The organism is Consotaella aegiceratis, assembly GCF_036541425.1.
GTDB lineage: Bacteria > Pseudomonadota > Alphaproteobacteria > Rhizobiales > Rhizobiaceae > Consotaella > Consotaella aegiceratis.
Window position 1 is genome coordinate 60,374 of record NZ_JAZHFT010000016.1, and the last position, 16,198, is coordinate 76,571.

Annotated in this window: 12 protein-coding genes; 11 read left to right on the forward strand and 1 reads right to left on the reverse strand. The window is 66.1% G+C overall.

Features of this window, described 5'->3' with window-relative positions:
• Positions 1–22: 22 nt before the first annotated feature.
• The 11 genes from ccoO to SMD10_RS12770 all read left to right on the forward strand — a co-directional run bounded on the left by ccoO (position 23) and on the right by SMD10_RS12770 (position 13,729).
• On the forward strand, positions 23–799 hold the full coding sequence (gene ccoO / locus SMD10_RS12720; protein WP_331686101.1) for a cytochrome-c oxidase, cbb3-type subunit II: 777 nt from the start codon (positions 23–25) through the stop codon (positions 797–799).
• Positions 799–969, forward strand: coding sequence for a CcoQ/FixQ family Cbb3-type cytochrome c oxidase assembly chaperone (locus SMD10_RS12725; RefSeq protein ID WP_331686072.1), 171 nt, complete (start codon positions 799–801; stop codon positions 967–969). The genes ccoO and SMD10_RS12725 overlap by 1 nt, the downstream gene beginning before the upstream one ends.
• Positions 959–1,870 (forward strand): cytochrome-c oxidase, cbb3-type subunit III, encoded by a 912-nt coding sequence (ccoP, locus tag SMD10_RS12730; RefSeq protein ID WP_331686073.1) that lies wholly within the window; start codon positions 959–961, stop codon positions 1,868–1,870. The genes SMD10_RS12725 and ccoP overlap by 11 nt, the downstream gene beginning before the upstream one ends.
• A 134-nt stretch (positions 1,871–2,004) precedes the next feature.
• Complete coding sequence (ccoG, locus tag SMD10_RS12735) at positions 2,005–3,561, forward strand: cytochrome c oxidase accessory protein CcoG (RefSeq protein WP_331686074.1); 1,557 nt, start codon at positions 2,005–2,007, stop codon at positions 3,559–3,561.
• Positions 3,562–3,564: 3 nt separating this feature from the next.
• Entirely contained in the window at positions 3,565–4,044 is a 480-nt protein-coding gene (locus SMD10_RS12740; RefSeq protein ID WP_331686075.1) for a FixH family protein, read from the forward strand.
• A 254-nt stretch (positions 4,045–4,298) separates the two neighbouring features.
• Positions 4,299–6,602, forward strand: a complete 2,304-nt coding sequence (locus SMD10_RS12745; protein ID WP_331686076.1) for a heavy metal translocating P-type ATPase — start codon at positions 4,299–4,301, stop codon at positions 6,600–6,602.
• Positions 6,599–6,739 carry a cbb3-type cytochrome oxidase assembly protein CcoS gene (gene ccoS, locus SMD10_RS12750; RefSeq protein WP_331686077.1) on the forward strand — a complete coding sequence of 47 codons (141 nt, stop codon included), beginning with the start codon at positions 6,599–6,601 and terminating at the stop codon, positions 6,737–6,739. The genes SMD10_RS12745 and ccoS overlap by 4 nt, the downstream gene beginning before the upstream one ends.
• A gap of 249 nt (positions 6,740–6,988) precedes the next feature.
• Positions 6,989–8,503, forward strand: a complete 1,515-nt coding sequence (locus SMD10_RS12755) for a Do family serine endopeptidase (RefSeq protein ID WP_331686078.1) — start codon at positions 6,989–6,991, stop codon at positions 8,501–8,503.
• 95 nt (positions 8,504–8,598) lie between these two features.
• Complete coding sequence (locus tag SMD10_RS12760; RefSeq protein ID WP_331686079.1) at positions 8,599–9,312, forward strand: response regulator transcription factor; 714 nt, start codon at positions 8,599–8,601, stop codon at positions 9,310–9,312.
• Between the two features lie 30 nt (positions 9,313–9,342).
• Positions 9,343–10,788 carry a sensor histidine kinase gene (locus SMD10_RS12765; RefSeq protein ID WP_331686102.1) on the forward strand — a complete coding sequence of 482 codons (1,446 nt, stop codon included), beginning with the start codon at positions 9,343–9,345 and terminating at the stop codon, positions 10,786–10,788.
• Between the two features lie 43 nt (positions 10,789–10,831).
• A complete protein-coding gene (locus tag SMD10_RS12770) occupies positions 10,832–13,729 on the forward strand; it encodes a bifunctional [glutamine synthetase] adenylyltransferase/[glutamine synthetase]-adenylyl-L-tyrosine phosphorylase (protein WP_331686081.1) in 2,898 nt (965 codons plus the stop codon).
• A 36-nt stretch (positions 13,730–13,765) separates the two neighbouring features.
• Here SMD10_RS12770 and SMD10_RS12775 read toward each other — a convergent pair whose 3' ends face one another.
• Entirely contained in the window at positions 13,766–16,084 is a 2,319-nt protein-coding gene (locus SMD10_RS12775; protein WP_331686082.1) for a PAS domain-containing sensor histidine kinase, read from the reverse strand.
• Positions 16,085–16,198 lie beyond the last annotated feature (114 nt).

The following is a 16,198-nucleotide window of genomic DNA, read 5'->3' on the forward strand; positions in this document are numbered from 1 at the left end:
GGCCAAGGACAAAGCGAATACCATGGCGGGGGAGCCGCCTGAGGCTAAGGCGGACCCCATCGCCCGTGGGCTGATCACGCACCACGACAAGATCGAGCGCAGCGCCACGCTGCTCCTGGTCCTGTCCTTCCTGGTGGTGACCATCGGCGGCATCGTCGAGATCGTGCCGCTGTTCTACCTGGAGAACACCATTGAGAAGGTGGAGGGCATGCGGCCCTACACGCCGCTCGAACTGGCAGGCCGCAACATCTACATCCGCGAGGGCTGCTACAACTGCCACAGCCAGATGATCCGGCCGTTCCGCGACGAGGTGGAGCGCTACGGCCATTACTCGCTGGCAGCGGAATCGATGTACGACCATCCGTTCCAGTGGGGCTCCAAGCGCACCGGGCCGGATCTCGCCCGGGTGGGTGGGCGCTACAGCGACGAATGGCACGTCGCGCATCTGAAGGATCCGCGCTCGGTGGTGCCTGAATCCATCATGCCGACCTACTCGTTCCTGGCCGAGCAGCCGCTGGAGGTGCCGAATATCTCGGCTCATCTGGTCGCCAATGCCGATGTGGGCGTGCCGTATACGGAAGAGGACATCGAGAACGCCGAAGCCGATCTCGTAGCGCAGGCCACGCCCGACGCCGACACGGCGGGCCTGGAGCAGCGCTATCCGAAGGTGGTGGCGCGTGACTTCGACGGCGATCCCGGCACGATCACCGAGATGGACGCTCTCGTCGCCTATCTGCAGATGCTGGGGACGTTGGTCGACGTCAATTCCTACAATCCCGGCCCGGGGGAGCAGCGCTGATGGAGGCTTACAACGCGTTGCGTGGGTTCGCGGACTCTTGGGGCCTCGCCTTCATGTTCGCGTTCTTCGCGGTCTCCATCGCCTTTGTGCTGCTTCGGCCCCGCGCGGCCCAGCAGGCCCGCGATGCGGCTGCCATTCCCTTCAAGGAGGACCATGTCGATGGCGAATGACGAAATGGAGGAGGCCACCGGCAGGGAAGTCGATCCGGCCACGGGGACGGAAACGACGGGGCATTCCTGGGACGGCATCAAGGAGCTCAACACGCCGCTGCCGCGGTGGTGGCTTTGGACCTTCTACGGCACCATCGTGTTTGCGCTGATCTATGTCGTGCTCTATCCGGCAATTCCGCTGGTGCATTCGGCAACGGGCGGCCTGCTCGGCTGGCACAGCCGCACGGACCTTGAGGAGACGCAGGTGGCGGCGGCCGAAGGCCAGGCTCAGTTCCGCGACCAGATCGCGGCGACGCCGATCGCCGAAATCGTGACCAATGCGGACCTCTTCCGCTTCGCCAGCGCGGCCGGCCGGTCGGCTTTTGCCGTCAACTGCGTCCAGTGCCATGGTTCGGGCGCGACCGGCGGTCCGGGTTTTCCGAACCTGCAGGACGACGACTGGCTGTGGGGCGGTTCGATCGAGGACATCTACACCACGATCTCGCACGGCGTGCGCAGCGACGACGACGAGACACGCTATTCCGAGATGCCGGCCTTCGGCCGAGATGGCGTGCTCGACCGCGACCAGATCCGCAACGTGGCCGCCTATGTTCTGAGCCTGTCCGGCCATCATGCCGAACTCGGCAATCCTCAGGACGGCACACAGATCTTCGCCGACAATTGTGCCATGTGCCACGGCGAGACTGCAGAGGGCATGCACGAACTGGGCGCGCCCAACCTGACGGACGCGATCTGGCTGTATGGCGACGAGGAGGCGGACATCATCGCGCAGGTGAGCAATCCGCGCCATGGCGTCATGCCGGCCTGGCTGCCGCGCCTCGGCGATACCACCGTCAAGGAGCTGGCGAGCTACGTTTATTCGCTTGGCGGCGCCACGGTGGAGCAGGCCTCGATCGACTGACGCCTGGAATAGCTCGGCCGCGGTTGCCGCGGCCGAACTCCGGCTCGACTAAGTCTCCGCCGGCTTACGTATATTCCCGGACTTTCATATTAGACATGGTTTAGCCATGTCAGGGCTCCACACGGAGGATGCCCATGCTGACCCAAACCGAGGTGGAGCGTTTCGACGTCGAGCCGGTCAACAGCGGCTTCAAGAAGAAACGCCCCTCGCTCTATGCCGCCCGCAAGAAGATCCATCCCCGGCGCGCTCACGGGAATTTCCGGCGCCTGAAATGGATCATCATGGCGGTGACCCTGGCGATCTACTATCTGACGCCCTGGCTGCGCTGGGATCGCGGTCCCTTCGCGCCGGATCAGGCGGTGCTGGTCGATCTCGCCAATCGGCGCTTCTACTTCTTCTTCATCGAGATCTGGCCGCAGGAATTCTTCTACGTCGCGGGCCTGCTCATCATGGCGGGGCTCGGGCTGTTCCTGATCACCTCCGTGGCAGGCCGCGTGTGGTGCGGCTATACCTGTCCGCAGACCGTTTGGGTCGACCTGTTTCTGGTGGTCGAGCGTTTCTTCGAGGGCGAGCGCAACAAGCGGATCGCGCTCGACCAAGCGCCGATGAGCTTCGACAAGTTTCGCAAGCGCTTCGCCAAGCATGCGACCTGGCTGTTGATCGCGGTGCTGACCGGCGGCGCGTGGATCTTCTATTTCGCCGATGCGCCCACGCTGGCGCGCGACCTCTTCCACTTCGAAGCGCCGATGGTGGCCTACACGACCATCGGCGTGCTGACGGCCACCACCTACATCTTCGGCGGGCTGATGCGCGAGCAGGTGTGCACCTACATGTGCCCCTGGCCGCGCATCCAGGCGGCGATGCTGGACGAGCACTCGCTGGTCGTCACCTATAATGACTGGCGCGGCGAGCCGCGTTCTCGTCACCAGAAGAGGGCGATGGCGCAAGGCACCCCGGTCGGCGACTGCGTCGACTGCAACGCCTGTGTCTCGGTGTGCCCGATGGGCATCGACATCCGTGAGGGCCAGCAACTGGAATGCATCACCTGCGCGCTGTGCATCGATGCCTGCAACGGCGTGATGGACCGTGTCGGGCGCGAGCGCGGGCTGATTTCCTATGCGACGCTCGCCGACTACAACGCCAACATGGTCAGGGCGACCGATGCGGACGGCGTTATCGAGCCGGGCCGGGTACGCGATGCGGCCGGCCGTCTGCGCGAGGGGTTCACCCATTTCCGCTGGCGCGAGCTGGTGCGGCTCAGGACCATCATCTATTTCGTCATCTGGGCCTCGATCGGCCTGCTGATGGCGGCGTCGCTCGCCACCCGCACCCGGCTCGACGTGGCCGTGGCTCATGACCGCAACCCGATCTACGTCCAGCTGTCCGACGGTTCGATCCGCAATGGCTATACGTTGAAGATCTCCAACATGGTGCCGGAGCCGCGCGACTTTTCCGTCAGTCTGGAAGGGTTGCCCGATGCGACGCTCGAACTGCCAGGCGTCGCGCTACGCGACCCGCGTTCGGTGGTTCTGACGGCCGAGCCCGACAAGGTTCTGACCCAGCGCGTGCTGGTCATCCTGCCGCCTTCGGCGATCGACGACAGCCGGCAGTCCTTCGGCTTCGTCGTCAAGCAGGTCGACGGTTCGGAAACCGCCGAGATCGACGCCGTCTTCGATGCACCAGAGAGGTAGCCGATGAGCAAGCCCGAAAAGCCCCGCGAATTCACGGGCAAGCACATGGCGCTCATCATGGTCGGCTTTTTCGGCACGATCATCGCCGTCAACTTCGCCATGGCCTTCGCCGCTACCGGCACCTGGTCCGGGCTCGTGGTCGAAAACTCCTATGTGGCGAGCCAGCACTTCAACGAGAAACTGGCCGCCGTGAAACGGCAGAAGGAACTGGGCTGGACCGCGAAGTTCGACGTCCACGAACACCGGGTCAGCGTCGATCTGCGCGACGAGACGGGCAATCCGCCGGCCGAGACGGCGCGCATCGTCATGACGCGTCCGACGACGGACACCGACGACCATATCCTGACCGCGGCGCTGGACGGCGACGGTCGGCTAACCGCCGATGCCGATCTCGGCCCGGGTCTGTGGGATGCAACGTTCGAGGCGGTGGGGCGCGATGGCGAACCGTTCGTCGCGACGCATCGCTTCGTCATTCACGATTAGCCGGGGCACAGGGACGTCGGAGGGACATCGAGGCCGGCTTCAAGCGAGATGTGATTGGGGCTTGCCTGTTCGTTGCCCTATCCTGGCCCTGTTGTATGGCCGCATTCGAGCAATGACGCCCCAGTCGGAGCGCGTGCGTCCAGGGTATCCGGTATGGCAGTGATACCGCGCCCTTTCCTGTTTGCGGAGCAGCGATAGCGCTTAAAGGCTTCGGCTGACCTGTCGTGCTCCTGAGTTGCGGATGGAGGCTCGCGATGAGCTGTTGCGGGGGAACCGCCGTTTCCGAGACCGAGCTTGCGCCCGACTCGCAGGACCTGCGCCGGGAAGAGTTCTCGCGGTCCGGCGTGGAGGACGGCGAGGGCGGCATCCGCTACGTCTTCACCGTGCCCGAGGTGCACTGTGCCGCCTGTATCTCGACCATCGAGCGCGCATTGGGGCGTCTGGACGGTGTCACCGCGGCGCGCGTCAACCTGTCGACCCGGCGTGTGCGCGTGGCCGCCGATCCCGGCATGGAAGACCCCTACCGCATCGTCGAGACGGTGGAGCGCCTGGGCTATACGGTGTCCTTCATCGATCTGGCGGCCGAGGACGAAAAGTCGGACCCGGTGTTTGCCGGGCTGATGCGCGCGCTCGTCGTCGCAGGCTTCGCGGCCGGCAACATCATGCTGCTGTCGGTGTCGGTGTGGTCGGGCGCCGAGGGCGAGACCCGCCATCTCTTCCAGTTGGTCTCAGGCGCCATCGCCGTGCCGGCCGTCATCTATGCCGGCCAGCCGTTCTACCGGTCGGCGCTCGCGGCGTTGCGTGGCGGCCACCTGAACATGGACGTGCCGATCTCGCTGGCGGTGCTCCTGACCCTCGGCATGAGCGTCTACGAGGCGTTCCTCGGCGGCGGCGAAACCTGGTTCGATGCCTCCGCCACGCTGGTCTTCTTCCTGTTGATCGGCCGGGTGCTCGATCAGCAGATGCGCGAAAGAGCGCGCAGTTCCATCCAAAGCCTGACCCGAATGGCGGCCAAGGGCGCCATGGTCGTCGATGGCGACGGCGAGGTCGGCTATGCGCCGGTCGACGAGGTGCGCCTCGGCATGCGTCTGAAGGTGGCGATGGGCGAGCGCTTCCCGGTCGACGGGCGCCTGCTGTCCGTCCGCACCGATGTGGACCGGTCCCTTGCCACGGGCGAGAGCCTGCCGGTCGCGCTGCGGCAAGGCGACGTGGTCGAAGCCGGCGCTTTGAACCTGACCACGCCGGTCGAGATCGAGGCGACCGCCGATGCCGAGCACAGCCTGATTGCCGAGATGGTGCGGCTGATGGAGGCGGCCGAGCAGGGCAAGGCGGCCTACATGCGGCTTGCCGATCGGGCGGCCTCCGCCTATGCGCCGATCGTTCACGTGCTGGCAGCGGCGACCTTCGTCGGCTGGATGGTCGTCTCCGGCGACTGGCACGATTCGCTCAGGGCCGCCATCGCGGTGCTGATCATCACCTGCCCCTGTGCTCTCGGGCTGGCCGTGCCGATCGCCCAGGTGGTCGGCGCCGGCATTCTGTTGAAACGCGGCATCATGGTTCGCACCGGCTCCGCCTTCGAGCGGATGGCGGAAATCCGGCAGGTCGTCTTCGACAAGACCGGCACGCTGACGCTGCCCGGCAGCCTCGCCGTCGATCCGTCGGTCTCGCCGGACGATCTGGCCTTGGCTGCGGGCCTTGCCGAGGCGAGCCGCCACCCCTTGTCGCGGGCGGTTACGGCATCGTTGCGGGCGCGCGGCTTGTCGCGGACCACGGTGACCAATGTGGTCGAGACGCCCGGCGAGGGCATGGAAGGCCGACTCGCCGACAGTCGCCGTGTCCGGCTCGGGCGGCTCGCCTGGGTCGGTGAGATCGCTGCCGGCCATCCGGCGGAGGGAACGGCCGGCCTGTGGCTCGCGTTCGATGGCGGACCGGTCAAGGCCCTGCCGGTCGACGGCACCTTGCGGCCCGCCGCCGCCGAGACGATCGCCGATCTGGCCGCGAAAGGCCTGCCTGCCTGGATCTTGTCCGGCGATCGCCGGCGGAGCGTCGAAGCGGCCGCCGCGGCTTTGAACCTGCCGGCCGACCATGCGCTTGCCGAATTGTCCCCGCGTGGCAAGATCGAGGCCGTCGAGCGGCTCTCCGGCGCGGGAGCCGTGCTCTATGTCGGCGACGGCATCAACGACGCGCCGGCGCTTGCCAGCGCTCACGTCTCGATGACGCCGGCCGATGCCTCGGATGTCGGCCGCGCCAGCGCCGATTTCATCTTCACCGGCCGCTCGCTTGCGGCGGTCAAGGATGCATGGGCGCTCTCGAAGGCTGTGCTGGCGACGGTACGCCAGAACTTCGCCCTGGCAATCCTCTACAACGTGATCGCGGTGCCGCTTGCCATCTTTGGCGAGGTGACGCCGCTGATCGCTGCGATCGCCATGTCGGCATCGTCGCTGGTGGTCGTCAGCAATGCGCTGCGGCTGCGGATCGCCTTCCGCGACCGGTCGGCAGAGCCGCAGCGGCGCGATTCGCTGGCAAAGCCGGCGTCCAGGCTGGAGGCCGCCGCATGAACGTGCTTGTGTTTTTGATCCCGATCGCCATCGGTCTCGGCGGCCTCGGCCTCGGGGCCTTCCTCTGGGCCTATCGCAACGGCCAGTTCGACGATCTGGAAGGCGATGCGGTACGCATCCTGGAGGATGACGACTGATCCGCCCTCCAGGCCCTCATCATCACGGGCCGGAAAGGTCGCGGAGCACCGCACTCTCTCGAAACGTCTACCGGCGAAGCCGGGCGATCGGGCTGCGCACCGATTTCGCGCGAACCTGTCCCACCTTACGAAACTGTCATGCCATCGAAGGGGTCCTGTAATCTGTGCTGTCCTATCTAGGGAGACGAAGACGGGGGACGGTCCCTGCCGGACGCTGCCGTCGCGGTCGAATCTCAGAAAGGATCAACGATGCGGAACACCACGCAGAAGACCAAGGGCACGAGCCGTTTCCGCGCCGCTGTGCTGGCCGCCGGCGTCGCCGGACTGGCGCTGTCTGGCGGAATCGTCTCCAACACGCTGCCGGTGCATGCCGACCCGGTGGCGGTCGAGGCGCCGGCCCAGAATTTCGGCTTTGCCGATGTGGTCGAGAAGGTTTCGCCGGCGGTCGTTTCCGTCCGCGTGACGGAGACCATCCAGCCGACGGCGATGCAGGGCAATCAATTCGGATTCCCGTTCGAGGATTTGCCGGAAGACCATCCGCTGCGCCGCTTCTTCCAGTTCGGCATGCCCGACGGCCAGAACGGCATGCAGCAGCGGCAGCAGCCGCGCCAGGCGATGGCCCAGGGCTCCGGCTTCTTCATCTCCGACGACGGTTATCTGGTGACCAACAACCACGTGGTGGAGGATGGCTCGGATTTCACCGTCGTGATGGACGACGGCACCGAATTCCCCGCCACGCTGATCGGCACCGACAAGCGCACCGACCTGGCGGTGCTGAAGATCGATCCCAAGGGCCGCAAGCTCACCTACGTCGAATTCGGCGATGATTCCAAGGTGCGGATCGGCGACTGGGTCGTGGCCGTCGGCAATCCGTTCGGTCTCGGCGGCTCTGTCACAGCGGGCATCGTTTCGGCGCGCGGCCGTGATATCGGCGCCGGCCCCTATGACGATTTCCTGCAGATCGACGCGGCGGTCAACCGCGGCAATTCCGGCGGCCCGGCCTTCGATTTGAACGGCAAGGTTATCGGCGTGAACACAGCTATCTTCTCGCCGTCAGGTGGCAATGTCGGCATCGCTTTCGCGATCCCTGCGTCGGTGGCGAAGACCGTCGTCAGCTCCCTGCGCGAGAACGGCGACGTCAAGCGCGGCTGGCTCGGCGTGCAGATCGCCGATGTCAGCCAGGATATCGCCGACGCCGTTGGTCTGGCCGAGCCTAAGGGCGCCATCGTGACGCTGCCCGACGGCGATACGCCGGCTTCCACGGCGGGCATCGAGACAGGCGACGTGATCACCGCCGTCAACGGCGACGTGGTCGACGGCCCGCGCGAACTGGCCCGGACCATCGCGGCGTTTGCGCCGGGCACCAAGGTCGACGTCACCATCTGGCGCGATGACAAGAGCAAGACCGTCTCGGTAACGCTGGGCGATCTCTCGACGCTGGACCAGCAGATGGCCTCGGAGACCGAGAACCCGTCGGTGCCGGTCAATCCGTCCTCGCTGTCCGGCTACGGGCTGACCATTACGCCGTCCGAGGATGGCTCGGGTGTCGTGGTCACCGATGTCGATCCGTCCTCGTCGGCTGCCGACAAGGGCATCCAGGCTGGTGACGTGATCGTCTCGATCAACGGCCAGGATGTGGAGTCGCAGGATGATGTGGAGCAGGCGCTGAAGAGCGCGGCCGATTCCGGCCGCCGGGCGGCGCTGCTGCAGCTTCGCACCAACGACCAGAATCGTTTCGTGGCGCTGCCGCTCTCCAAGAGCTGATATCGGCCACCCGCCGCGAGCGGTCGAAAACTGCGGGCGGCGGATCGTAACGGTCCGCCGCCCTTTCTTTCAATTGTACCCCCGGAGGCCCTATGATGGCCCTCGCCGAATCGTTGCCCCAGCAGCAGTCCATGCGCATTTTGATCATCGAAGATGACCGCGAGGCGGCCGCCTATCTCGTCAAGGCGCTGCGCGAGGCCGGCCATGTCGCCGATCACGCGCCGGACGGCGAAGAAGGCTTTCACATGGCCCGGACCCGCGATTACGACGTGCTCGTGGTCGATCGGATGCTGCCCAAGCGCGACGGCCTGTCGCTGATTTCCGGCCTGCGCGGCGAGGGGGATCGAACCCCCGTGCTGATCCTGTCGGCCCTCGGCCAGGTCGACGACCGGGTGACCGGATTGCGGGCCGGCGGAGACGACTATCTGCCGAAACCCTTCGCCATTTCGGAGCTGTTGGCGCGCGTCGAGGTTCTCGGCCGTCGCCGCGGCGGTCGCGAGATCGAAACGGTCTACCGCGTCGGCGAGCTGGAACTCGACCGGCTGTCGCACGAGGTCAAGCGGGCCGGCAAGCCGATCGTCCTGCAGCCGCGCGAATACCGCCTGCTGGAATATCTGATGGAGCATGCCGGGCAGGTGGTGACCCGCACGATGCTGCTGGAAAACGTCTGGGACTATCACTTCGACCCGCAGACGAACGTGATCGACGTGCATATCTCACGATTGCGCTCCAAGATCGAGCGCGACTTCGACAAGCCGTTGCTGCACACCGTGCGCGGCTCGGGCTACATCATGCGCGAGGACGATTGATCCCGCGTCGGAAGCGATGATCCGATGAGCGTGTTGGCGCGTCTGAGGGCGCTGTCGCGGATGACGGCGGTGCGGCTGTCGGCGGTCTATCTGGCCTTGTTCGCGGTGTTCGCGGTGGTGCTCGTCGTCTATGTGACGGGCACGGCCTCCAGCGTACTCGAGGCGCAGAGCCGCGAGGCGATCCGCGACGAGATCGCACAGCTCGGCAGCGTCTACCGCACTTCCGGCATCATCGGCCTGGTCCAGACGATCGATCTGCGCTCGCGCCAGCCGGGCGCCTCGCTTTATCTCGTCACGGACGCGACCGGCCGGATTCTTGCCGGCAACGTCCAGAGCCTGGAGGCCGGGATCCTCGACGACGTCGGCTTTACCGACAACGCGTTTCTGTATCAGCGGTTTTCCGAGACCGGCAAGGACCCGCTGCACTGGGCGGTGGCTGAGATCGTCGAACTCCCCAACGGCATGCGCATCCTTGTGGGGCGGGACCAGAGCGAACAGGAACGGTTCAGCGCGATCGTCAATCGCGCGGTCATTCTGGCGCTCGGGCTGATGGGCGCCGGCGCGCTGCTCGCCTGGTTCCTGGTCGGCCGGCGTGCGCTTCGGCGGCTCGACCGGATGAGCCGGTCAAGCGCCAGGATCATGGCGGGCGATCTGAGCGAACGATTGCCAGTGACGGGCGCCGGCGACGAGTTCGATCGGCTTTCGGACAATCTCAACCAGCTTCTCGCGCGCATCGCCCTTCTGCAGGAAGGCCAGCGCCAGGTTTCGGATTCGATCGCGCACGATCTGAAGACGCCGCTGACCAGACTGCGCAACCGCGCCGAGGCGGCGATCGCCGACCGCACGGCAACGGCCGAACAGCGCGCCGCGCTGGAGGGTATGATTGCGGAAGCCGATCAGATGATCCGCACCTTCGACGCGCTGTTGATGATCTCGCGCGTCGAGGCCGGCTTCCTGCCGACGCTGATGACGCCGGTCGATCTCGCCGATATCGTCTCCGACGTCGCCGAGCTCTACGAGCCGTTGGCCGATGAGGCCGGAGCCGAGATCGTCGTCGGCCATTGCGATTCCGTCGAGTCGCGCGTCAGCCGCGAATTGATTGCGCAGGCGCTGTCCAATCTCATCGACAACGCGTTGAAATATGCGTCTCGGGCCGATGGCGCGACGCGCATCGCGATCGAGCTGGCGCATCGCGACGACCGCTTGCTGCTCTCGGTGGTAGACAACGGAGCAGGCATCCCCGAGGATAAGCGCGACCGCGTCCTGGAGCGATTCTATCGGCTCGACGAAAGTCGCTCCAAACCGGGCTCCGGCCTGGGGCTCTCTCTGGTGCAGGCGATCGCGCGGCTGCATGGAGGCCAGATCGTTCTCGGTGATGCCGAGCCGGGGCTGAGGGTGACGCTCGACTTGCCCGTGAGGAAAGAGGCTGAAGAGGATGGCAAGCAGCGGGAGGAACCGGCTGAGGATCGGCGGTGACGCTGGCCTCGAGCCTCTGGATCGCAGGCGGGCGGACGAATGGTTGGCCGATCTCGGCGCTCGCGCCGAGGCCGAGGAGCTGCCGGCTCTTCAGCGCTTTCTCAGCGAAGGCGCCGAGGCCGACCGGCGGCGCCTGGCGGCGGTGCTCGATCTGTCGTCCTATCTCAACGGCATCATGCTGCGCAGTCCGCAATGGATCGCCCGGCTCCTCGATCAGGATGCGGGCGAGCGCCTGGGCGAACTGATCGCGGGGCTGCGCCGATTGCCGGTGGAAGAGACCACCGAAGCCAAGCTGATGACCGAGTTGCGTCAGGCCAAGCTGGAGGCGTCGCTCCTGATCGCCCTGCGTGACCTGTTCGGCGCTGTCGACACGGCAAGAACATGTGCCGACCTGTCCGATCTGGCCGAGGCGGCGGTCGGAGCCGCGCTTCGCTTCGGCCTTTCCGAGCTGCATCGAACCGGCAAGCTGGCCCTGCCGAACCCCGACCGACCGGAGGAGGACTGCGGCATCTTCCTGCTCGCCATGGGCAAGCTGGGCGGCCGCGAGCTCAATTATTCCAGCGACATCGACCTGATCTGCTTCTTCGATCCCAAGGCGCCGGCCGTTCTCGATACGGGCGAGAGCGTCGATCTGTTCTCACGACTGGTCAAGCGCCTGGTCCGCATGATCGGCGAGCGGACGGCCGACGGGTACGTCTTCCGCACCGATCTGCGGCTGCGGCCCGATCCGGGGGCGATGCCGCTCGCCATCCCGCTGCCGGCTGCGCTCGCCTATTACGAAAGCAGCGGGCGCAACTGGGAGCGAACGGCGCTGATCAAGGCGCGCCCGCTTGCCGGCGATCGCAAGGCCGCACAGCGGTTTCAGGAGGACATCGCGCCCTTCGTCTGGCGCAAATATCTGGATTTCGCGGCGATCGCCGACATCCAGGCGATGAAGGACCGCATCGATCGTCATCGCGGCTTCGACGACCTCGGCATGGAAGGCCACAACGTCAAGCTCGGGCGCGGCGGCATCCGTGAAATCGAATTCTTCGCGCAGACCCAGCAACTGATCGCCGGAGGCCGCTCGCCGCGACTTCGGGTGCGACGCACCGAGGAGGCGTTGCGCGAGCTCGCCGCCGGCGGCTGGATCGGCGACGGAGCAGCGGCCGAGCTGACCGAGGCCTACTGGTTTCTGCGACGGGTCGAGCATGCGATCCAGATGGTCGCCGACGATCAGAGCCACACGTTGCCCGAAGACGAGGAAGGGTTGGCGCGGGTCGCCCGCCTGGCGGGCTGCGAGACGCGGGCGGGGCTTCGCGAGGCGCTGATGCAGCGTCTCGCCGTGGTCGATCGGCGTTTTGCCGAGCTCTTCGCCGGACGGCGCGGGCCGGCGACCAAAGGCATGCGGATGGGGGACTTCTCCGCCGGAGACGAGGATCCCGAACTCGTGGCGCATCTGGCCGAACTCGGCTTCGAACGGCCCAAGGACATTGCCCGCATCATCCGAAACTGGAACTTCGGCCGCTATCGCGCGACCCGCTCGGAAGCCGCCCGCGCCCAGCTTTCCAATGTCCTGCCGCTGCTCCTGCGCACCTTCGGCCGGGCCAAGGAGGCGGATTCGGCGCTGGCGGCCTTCGATGCGTTTCTGGCGCGATTGCCGTCCGGCCTGCAGTTCTTCGCTCTGATCGCGGCCAACCCCCGCATTCTCGATCTGTTGGCGCTGGTCATCACGTCGGCGCCGCGCCTGGCCGAGACGATCGTCGCTCGGCCGCACGTCTTCGACGCCCTGATCGATCCCGCCTTCTATCGCGAGGCGCCCTCGCGCGACCTGCTGGCCGAACGCCTCGAAGGCTTCCTGGCGGACGCGGAGGATTATGAGGACAAGCTGGCGCGACTGCGCATTTTCGCCTCGGAACAGCGCTTCCTGGTGGGCGCGCGGCTGCTCAGCGGCGCGATGGAGGGAGAGGCGGCCGGGCCGGCCTTCTCCGACATTGCCGATGTCGTCTTGAAGGAGGCGTTCGCTGCCGTCGAGGCGATGTTCGTCGAGCAGCACGGGCGGGTATCGGGCGGTCGGATGGCGATCCTCGGTATGGGGCGCCTGGGCAGCCGCGAGCTGACCGCCGGCTCCGACGTCGACCTGATGCTGCTCTTCGATCACGACGAAAAGGCCGAGGAGTCGGACGGCCCCAAGCCTCTGCCGCCGTCGCTCTACTACGCACGACTGACGCAGCGCCTCATCGCCGCTCTTACCGCGCCGATGGGCGAGGGGGTGCTCTATGAGGTCGATTTCCGCCTGCGCCCGTCCGGCAACAAGGGGCCGCTCGCCACTCATGTCGGTTCGTTCCGGTCCTACCAGAAAAGTCAGGCCTGGACGTGGGAACGCATGGCGCTGACCCGCTCGCGGCCGATCGCCGGCGACGACAGCCTGATCGACGAGATCGGCGGTATCGTCCGGGATGCAATTGAGGATCGACGCGACCCGGAGCTCCAACGCAAGGACATTGCGGCGATGCGCGCTCGGATCGAGCGGGACAAGTCGTCGCGCGGTCCTCTGGATCTCAAGCTTCGGGCGGGTGGACTGATCGATCTGGAGTTCATGGCGCAATGGGCGCTTCTGGAGGGCGCCGTGCCGGTCGATCTCGTCGGCCGACCGACCTGCGAGGTGATCGCCGCCGCCGAGCGACAGCGGGCGCTGCCCGGCGCCAGTTCGGGCGTCGCGCTCGATGCGGCGATCCTTGCCCAGACGCGCGTCATCCAGTTGCTGCGGCTCGGTCCGGGAGGAAGCTGGACGGTCGAGGCGCTGCCGCCAGGCTTGGCGGAACGCATCGCCGAGGCGCTGGAAGTGCCCGATGTCGGACAGATCGAGCCGACGATGGATACGTTGGCTTATGGTGTGCGGGAATGCTTCGGCGCTCTGCTGCCGCTTGATCCCGGGCACCAGATGGGCGGGCCTGCCTGACGGCTCGCGCGTCCGAGCGGTTCCGAGGTCCCTCGATCAGGCCGCCGCAGTGGAGCGAGGCCCGGTCTCGACTTCGATGATCTCCTGCGGCCGGCTCTGCGGGAGACGCATCGCGACGATGGTTCCCTCGCCGACGGTGGACACGATGCGGAATCGGCCGCCATGCAGGTGGATCAGTGATCGGGCGATCGCCAAGCCGAGACCCGTGCCCTTGTTGGTGCGCGTCAGCTCGTTTTCCACCTGCTCGAACGGCCGTCCGAGATTTTCCAGGGAGGCTCGCGGAATGCCGATGCCAGTGTCGGAGATGGTGACGACAATCGTTTCGCCGAGCGAGCGTGCCCTGAGCCGGACGGTGCCGCCGTCGCCGGTGAACTTGACGGCGTTGGCGAGCAGGTTGAGCAGAATCTGCTTGGCGGCGCGCCGATCGGCCGAGACATGCAGGCTGTCGGCGACGCGGGCGTCGACCTCGATCGACTTCTGCTTGGCCTGGATCTTGAGGATGTTCATCGCCTCGTCGATCGTCTCGGCGAGGTTCATGTCTTCCTGCGCCAGGATCAGGCGACCCGCCTCGATCTTGGACATGTCGAGAATGTCGTTGATCAGCCGCAGCAGGTAGTGGCCGCTCTGGTGGATGTCCGAGGCGTATTCGACGTAGCGGTCGCTGCCCAGCGGGCCGAAGCTCGCCTCGCGCATGATCTCGGAAAAGCCGATGATGGCGTTGAGCGGCGTTCGCAGTTCATGCGACATGTTTGCCAGGAAGGTCGTCTTTGCCCGGCTCGCCGCCTCGGCCCGATCCTTCTCGGTCCCGTAGCGGCGGTTCAGCTCGGACAGCTGCCTGGCCTGGGCCTCGGCGTCACGGCGCGCCACGGACAGGTCGTTGATCGTCGCCATCAGACGCCGCTCGGAATCGCTGAGGCGCTCCTGATGCATCTTCAATTGCGTGATGTCGGTGCCGATCGAGACGTAGCCGCCGTCCGTCAGTTGCCGTTCGGAGATCTGCAGCCAGCGACCGTCGGGCAGAAGCGCCTCGTTCACCCGTTCGCCGTCGGCAAAGGCGGGGTTCGACAGGCGCCGGTTCTCGATCGGTTTCCTGGCCCGGGCCATGATGGTGTCGTAGGGCGTGCCGGGCATGACCTCATGCGTGGCCAGGCCGAGCACCTGCTGGTACTTGGAATTGCAGAGGACGAGCCGTTTCTGGCTGTCCCATAGGACGAAGCTTTCCGAGATGTTCTCGATGGCGTTGAAAAGGCGCGTGTTGGCCTCGGTCGTCCGGCGCACCATCGCCTGCTGCTCGGTGATGTCGACAGCGATGCCGATGAGGTGCACCTCGTTTTCGCTGCTGCGCATCACCTCGGCACGAGCCCGCAGCCAGCGGTACTCACCGTTGCTTTGGCGCATCCGGAAGGTCTCGTCGAGCAGGTCCAGCTTGCCGGCTGCGACGGCCCGGGCGATATCGACGAGTTTGCCGTCGTCGGGATGGATCAGCGCGTCGACCTCGGCGAAGGAAACGATGCTCCGTTGCGGGCGCATGCCGAGCAGTTCGTACATGGACCGCGACCAGTACATGCGGCCGCGCGCGATGTCCCAATCCCAAAGTCCGCAGCGGCCGCGGCAAAGCGCGGTGTCCACGCGCTGATGGGCCTCGAGGTAGAGCGCGTCGGCCTCGCGGGCGTAATCGGCCTGCCGGAAATAGGCGAAGAGGATGACGAGGAGCACCAGGCTGGTGATGGCGTAGAGCGAAACGTTGATGGATACGCTCTCGCGCCAATCGGCCAGGATGTCGGATTGGCGCTGGATGAAGGTGGTCGAGCCGAAGGGCGGCTCCAGCCGGGCATTGGCGACGATCACCGGTTCGCCGTCGAGATCGCTGTCCAGCACGTCGGCGCGAATGCCGAACATCAGCAGAGGCTGGATGCCGGGAAGCAGCTGATTGAGATTGCTGCCGACGTAGTGCTCTTGCCCCGGTGTGGTCCCGACGATGGTCCCGGACGCATCGGAAATGAGCGCGAAGCGCCCGTGTTCGGAGAGCTCCTGCGGGATCGCGCTGGTCAGGATGGTCGTGGCCTGGGTCCGCAGATCAGCCGCGCCGCGGGCCAGGCTCTCGCTCTGGGCTTGCAGCAGGCTGGCCGCGACCTTGAGGCTGTCCCGCGCGCCGTCCTCGATCGTCTGGCGGGCATCCATCAGGGAAATGAAGCGCACGCAAGCGAGCGCGCTGAGAAAGACGACGATGAAGATCGGGATGGCATGCCGCAACAGAGAAGCAGTCGGCAGAGGCGGGCGCGGCGGCCTGGAGGCCGGCCGGACACGCTCCAGGATCGCTTTGCCCGATCCCAGAAGGTCCCAAATTAAGGACAAACGCCTCCGTGCCGACACGCTGGGCGCGTCCGCTACCATATCTGACCCCTCGTATTCCGCCGCATTTGATTCGAATGCGATGCATCCGAATCGCGTCGAATTGATCAGATGCGA